Origin of the sequence: Dinghuibacter sp. (assembly GCF_035492835.1) — a bacterium.
GTDB lineage: Bacteria > Bacteroidota > Bacteroidia > Chitinophagales > Chitinophagaceae > Dinghuibacter.
In genome coordinates, this window is the sequence record NZ_DATJIY010000228.1 from 1 (window position 1) to 5,764 (window position 5,764).

At 57.9% G+C, this 5,764-nt stretch carries 5 protein-coding genes; 1 reads left to right on the forward strand and 4 read right to left on the reverse strand.

The features are described 5' to 3' along the window. The 3 genes from VL547_RS21230 to VL547_RS21240 form a co-directional block, all read right to left on the reverse strand. Positions 1 to 1,824 (reverse strand): hypothetical protein (locus tag VL547_RS21230; RefSeq protein ID WP_325581747.1); only part of this gene is annotated, 1,824 nt, incomplete at its 3' end. Between the two features lie 139 nt (positions 1,825 to 1,963). Then, positions 1,964 to 3,679 (reverse strand): hypothetical protein, encoded by a 1,716-nt coding sequence (locus VL547_RS21235; protein ID WP_325581749.1) that lies wholly within the window; start codon positions 3,677 to 3,679, stop codon positions 1,964 to 1,966. Between the two features lie 9 nt (positions 3,680 to 3,688). Then, complete coding sequence (locus VL547_RS21240) at positions 3,689 to 4,459, reverse strand: ABC transporter ATP-binding protein (RefSeq protein WP_325581751.1); 771 nt, start codon at positions 4,457 to 4,459, stop codon at positions 3,689 to 3,691. Positions 4,460 to 4,516: 57 nt separating this feature from the next. On the opposite strand from VL547_RS21240, the gene VL547_RS21245 reads away from it, so the two are divergent. After that, positions 4,517 to 5,413 (forward strand): N-acyl homoserine lactonase family protein, encoded by an 897-nt coding sequence (locus tag VL547_RS21245; protein ID WP_325581753.1) that lies wholly within the window; start codon positions 4,517 to 4,519, stop codon positions 5,411 to 5,413. Here VL547_RS21245 and VL547_RS21250 read toward each other — a convergent pair. Further along, positions 5,371 to 5,607, reverse strand: coding sequence for a hypothetical protein (locus tag VL547_RS21250; RefSeq protein ID WP_325581755.1), 237 nt, complete (start codon positions 5,605 to 5,607; stop codon positions 5,371 to 5,373). The two genes, VL547_RS21245 and VL547_RS21250, sit on opposite strands and share 43 nt — an antisense overlap. Positions 5,608 to 5,764 lie beyond the last annotated feature (157 nt).

Genomic DNA, 5,764 nt, shown 5'->3' on the forward strand with positions numbered 1-5,764 from the left:
CAACGCAAAGATGTTGAACCGGAAATCCGACACGGTAGTAATCTCCGCAAAGAAATGCCCCCTCATCCCCGGCGGCACATACGGATAGTAATTCCCATCGATGCGCAGCGTATTGAACGTGAGGTTCTCGTTGCGGACTTCGCAGGCGAGCCCGAAACCGGCGTACAATTTATTCCCAAACAGGTCCTCGTTGCGGTAAGCCAGCTGGGATGTCTGGATGGACGCCTGGAAATTGAACTTGAACCCGTAAACCTTCAGCGGCGTATAGAAATTCGACTGCGCGCGCACGTTCAGGCGCTCATAGCCGTTGATGAAGGTGTTGCGGATACCGTATATGCCAAACTGGCCGTTTATGTTGAGGGGCTTATAGAAGTAAGGGTTGGGACAATCCAGGTAGTCGAAGGTCACGAACTGGCGGAAGCGGCTCCAGGAAAAGTTTACGAGGCGGCTATAATAGTCGATCTCACCATGGATCACCGCGTCTTCGGACCCCGTGCCGGGGTGCCAGAAACTGCTGATGCCAAACGTGGTGTTCAGCAAGCCTTTGAGCGGGGTCACCCAGTACTTGGTCAGGTTGATGCCCGTATATTCCCGCTGGCGCTGGACCCAGGTTTCTTCCCCCCCGTAGAGGCCGATGGTATACCCCAGGGGGATGTCCTCGGTGCGCCCGAAACCGAAGAAGTAGTGCGACTTGAAAAAGTCCTGCCGATACAAGGCGAATTCCCCGAGCAGGTACCGCCGGTTATTGTATACCGGGTCGGTCTTGTACAACGCAGGCGTCGGATAATCGGTAAAAAACAGGTTGTAGTGTCTCAACAAGACCGCCAGGCTCGGTCCCGTCTCTTCGGAACCGTTGTTGCGGTGCTGGCCGGGCCGGCAATTGTACCCCACCCAGGCATCGACGATGTTGTATTTATAGTCCCGGTACAAGCTGTCGTCCAGGTGGTGTATGTTGATCGAATGGTTCCTGGCCAGCGATATACCGCCGATCACCGGCGTCACGCTCCGGTACAGGGGGCGATTCAGGCTGATATAATAAGACCCCTCGTAATTATTGGTATCCAGGGGGCTATTGTTGTTCAAAAAGGTATACCCGACCGACCCGTCTATAAACGTCCCCCCCATATTGCTTTTGGTGTATTGCACCTGTGAATACGTGGTGGGCGTCATTGTCTTATCCCAAAGAAAGCCCAGCGTCAGCGACTGACCGCCGCCGAAAAGGTCGTTGTTGTAGATGTCGAGCTTCGCGTTGGCGGTGCTGAGCTCGCTCATGTCACCCCCATACTCGAAGACGTCTTTGGTAACGACGTTCACGTCCACGGAATCCGAATTGCTGGAGGCGTTGGTCAGGTAGATGCGCGCGTCCTGGATAAAGGGCAGGTTACGCAGGTAGCGTTCGTTATCGGCGAACTCGTAGGCGTTGACCGTGTCTCCCTTCCGGAAAAAGGTGGACTGCCGGATGACCCACTGCCGCGAATCGAAGTGCATGTCGTTGGCGGCCTTGAGCAGCTTGTTGGAGCTTTGGAAGGTCGTATCGTAGATGTTGTTGGGACCGAAGACCTGGACCCGGCGGAAATAAACGCGGCGGATAACCTTGCCATTGAACCTCAAAAAGACCTGTTCGCTTTTTTGGATGGCGCTGTCGCTTTCGGTAGGGGGCGCGGCGTTCTCACGGGAAAGCTGGGCCAGGACGGAATCCCGGTAGCGCTTGTTTTTGAAAGCCTCCATGTTGCGCCGCAACCACGAAGGGCGGTGCTCCGGGACCGTATCCTGTACCCCGGGCACGGTATCCCGTAGCGAGCCCACAGCGTACACAGACCGCACAGAAGCAGATGCGGACGCCATCCCCCACCAGCAGCAACCAACACAGGCCCAACCCGCTATTTTACCAAAAACTCCCAAATCTGTTGATAAGTTACCAATATAAAACGAATCCGGGCGCCCTGTGGTTTGGCGGGGTACGTTAAAATTCCGCGGAAGCCTTTTCCAGTTCCGCCCAGCTCACTTCCCGGTACCGGCCGTAGATCAACCATGCCAGGATGACCGACAGCACCGTAAACAGCCAGATCAGCCACGTCGAGATCGACGGCAGGGTGGAACGGATGAGGTAGTGACCGAACCCCACGAGCCCGGGCACCGCGATGATCAGCAGCCCCTGTATAAAGCGACCCGACCCTGCCTGGATGTTCGGCGTGGCGGAAAAGGGGAATTTCTTCAGACGCATAAACCCCATCAGGAGTCCAAACCAGGTGACGTTGACCAGGCCCAGCACCAGGTCCGGCAACACGCCGATGCCCCAGATGTAGAAAGCCAGGATGGACACCATCGCGTAGAACGGGATGAAATACTTTACCAGCATGGCCTTTACCGCACCCACCAGGATTTCCCCGGGGACCTTGACCGGGCTCACGTAATAGACCCAGGAAGCCTTGTATTTATCGGAATACACCAGGTTGGAAATGGCCGAGATCATCGCAAAGCTGCTGAAGTAGATCAGCAGGATGTACATATGCGTTTCGTTCAGGTGGTTCCATTTGTCCGCAATGGAGACCTTGTCCTTGCCGATGAAAACATAATAAAAAAAGTACACCAGCACGTATGCGAAGGAAGGATAGACCTTGAGCTTGAAGTCCCGGCTGCGGCCCGACAACAACCAGGCGATGTCGAAGCCGGTGCTTTCCGTGTTACCCCGGGTAACCCAGTGGGAGACCGAACGGTAAGACGCCCCCCGCCTAACAGACCGGCCCTTCGACGGCGCCGCCCCCGACCCACCGGAACCCAGCCCGCCCAGCTTACGGTCGAAGCTGGGGGCGAGAAAACGGATCACAACCCATATACAAAGGGGAGGCAAAATCGCCCCCGCGGCGGCCAGCATGTACAACAGCGGTATTTGCCCGGCGGGGTGCCGGAGCACCTCCCACAAGGCCGCCAGCCAGAGCGGTGGCGCGGGGTAGAACCAGGGATGTCCTATGATGCTGGACTTGGCCAGGACCAGGTTGGCGGCCAGCCGGGGTCCCAGGTAGTAGGTCGCGAAGACCAGGATCGAAAACAGGATTTGCACCACCCCGATGATGTCCTTGAAACGCTCCACGGTCGTCACCCGCAGGATTACCAGGTATACGGCGTTGATGGCGAATATACAAACCAGCGTGGCCAGCGCCACATCCAGGCAGAACAGCAACGCGCCCGGCACGCCCGTCTGGATCGACACATAGACGAGACCCGGCAGCATCATCGGCACGACGATCCGGCACAGGTGGATGAGGATGTGCAGGAGCCTGGCCATCAGGATCGTCCGGGCGTTGACCGGTCTGGGCAGGATGATATAATTGTCCTTCACGTCGATCAGCACGTCGGTAAAATCCGAGATCAGGGTGATCGACAGCATCACCATGAACATCAGGAAATAAAGCGTGAACGCGGTCAGGTAGTCCTGGCTGAGGAAGAAAAAGTACAGGTAGACGCACCCCAGCACCAGCGACGTGATCACCGTCCCGAGCGTGGCGTTCCTGATCACCTTTTTCCGCTGGGGTTGGTTGCGCCCGAATACGTTCCGTGGCCGCCGGTCGTCCATGGTGAGCTTTACCTGGAGGATGGCCTCGAGTTGCCCCGCATCTACGCCCATGCCGCGGTAGAGTCCTTTGAACGCCATGACCAGGCGGAGGATCAGCTTGTTCATAACCGGCGTTTAGGATTCAAAAGCGTTTACGAACTTGTCGGCCTCGCCCTCCAGGTTGGTTTCCCCCGTCAGCTGGGCGAAGATCTTTTCCAGGCTGTCGCCGCTGTTTTTGCGGAGCTCTTCGAAAGCGCCGTCGGCGATGATCCGTCCCCGGTTGATGAGCATGATCCGGTCCGAGACCTTTTCCACCACGTCCATCATGTGCGAGCAGTAAAAAAGCGTTTTCCCTTCCCGTGCCAGCCGGCTCATGATCTCCTTCATGACGATCACCGCGTTGGCGTCCAGCCCCGACAGGGGCTCGTCCAGGACGATCAGCGATGGGTTGTGGAGCAGACCGGAGGTGATCAGCACCTTTTGTTTCATCCCCTTGGAAAACGTATCCATGCGCTGATCCAGCACGTCCTTCAGCCCGAAGGCGGCCAGCATTTGTTCGGCCCGCTCCCGCACCGTATCCGCCGAGAGGTCGTACAACCGCCCGATGAACTGCAGATACTCCATGGGCGTAAGGACGTCGTAGATCTCGGCGTTCTCCGGTATGTAACCGATCATCCGCTTTATCTCCAGGGGGTGCTCGCGGAGGTCCAGCCCGTTTATCGTCACGGACCCCTCGAAATCCGGGATCAACCCGGTCAGGATCTTTACGGTCGTGGACTTACCGGCGCCGTTGGGCCCGATATAGCCGATGATCTGGCCGGGGAATACGTCCAGTGATATGTCGTTCAGTACGGCCTTGTCGCCGTAGCTCTTGAAGAGATGTTGAATGCTTACCGTTGGCGTCATGGGTGTTAGCGAGGATTATGCGATAAATATAAGCGAAATATGTATCTTAAAACGGCCATGTATCAACCCGTAACGATGGAACTGACGACCCGGGGCCGGCCCCTCCGCATCCACCTGATTTCCACGGGGGTCGTCTCGGTAAAACGACGCTACCGCGAAGCCAGGGGACGGGGTCTGCGCGCTTTTTTGGACTTTGTTTTCGACAACCGGTTTACCGGGTGGCTGCCCATATGGGTGATGGCCATCGAGCACCCCGACGGCGTCTTCCTGATCGATACCGGCGAAGTGGCCTCCGTCATGGACCCCCGGTATTTCCAGTCTTCCGGCTGGATCGTCCGCTGGTTCGACCGTTCCCAGTTCAAATTCGACGTCCGACGCGAAGACGAAATCGACGCCCAGCTAGGCGCCCTCGGCATCCCCACGAGCCAGGTCAAAACCGTCGTCCTTACGCACCTCCACTTCGACCATACCGACGGGCTGAAGCATTTCCCCGCGACCCGGGTCATCCTGAACGACCTGGAATGGAAAAAGCCCCACGGCACGCTCAAGCACCTGTGGCCACCCGACTTCCATCCCGTCCCGGTGCCCCTCGATTGTCCCTACGAAATGTTTGAGCGGACCTACGCGCTGACCGGGGAAGAAGACCTCCTGCTGGTCCATACGCCCGGCCACACGTGGGGTCACGCTTCCGTCCTGGTCAAAACCGACGCCGGCCCCGTCCTCTTCGCCGGCGACATCTGTTATAGCCAGGATCAACTGATCCGCGAAAAATATACCGGCGCCAACGCCAGTTACCGCCAGGCGCACGACACCTACGAACGTATCAAGGCCTTTGCCCGGCACGAAAACCTGATCGTGCTCCCCTCCCACGACCCGGAGGCGGCCGAACGGCTGAAAAGCTGGACCCCGCTCTACAACCTGCCACCCGAAGACCTCGCCGGACGGGAGGATTGATAGGTAAAATCGACCGCTTCCCCGCCGACCCCTATCGTAAACGTCCCCGGCCTGAGCACGACGTCGATAGTGACCTGGGTCATTTGCCCGATTTTTTCCTCGAGCGTCATCCGGGAAAGAAGGGTGTCTACGCTGGATTGCGCGCGCGTGGCGGCTACGCTTAAGAGGAGGGTGAGTACAAGCATCGTTCGCATGGGCCGAAATTAGCGACGCCTGCGACCGCCGAGCGCCATAAAGAAAATACTGCTCCCCGCAATACCCAGCAACAAGCCAATCACCACCCAGTAAACCGGTCCATGGCCGGATGGCGCATCCTCGTTACCGCTCCAGCCGCCCTGCCCCTCTGCCGAG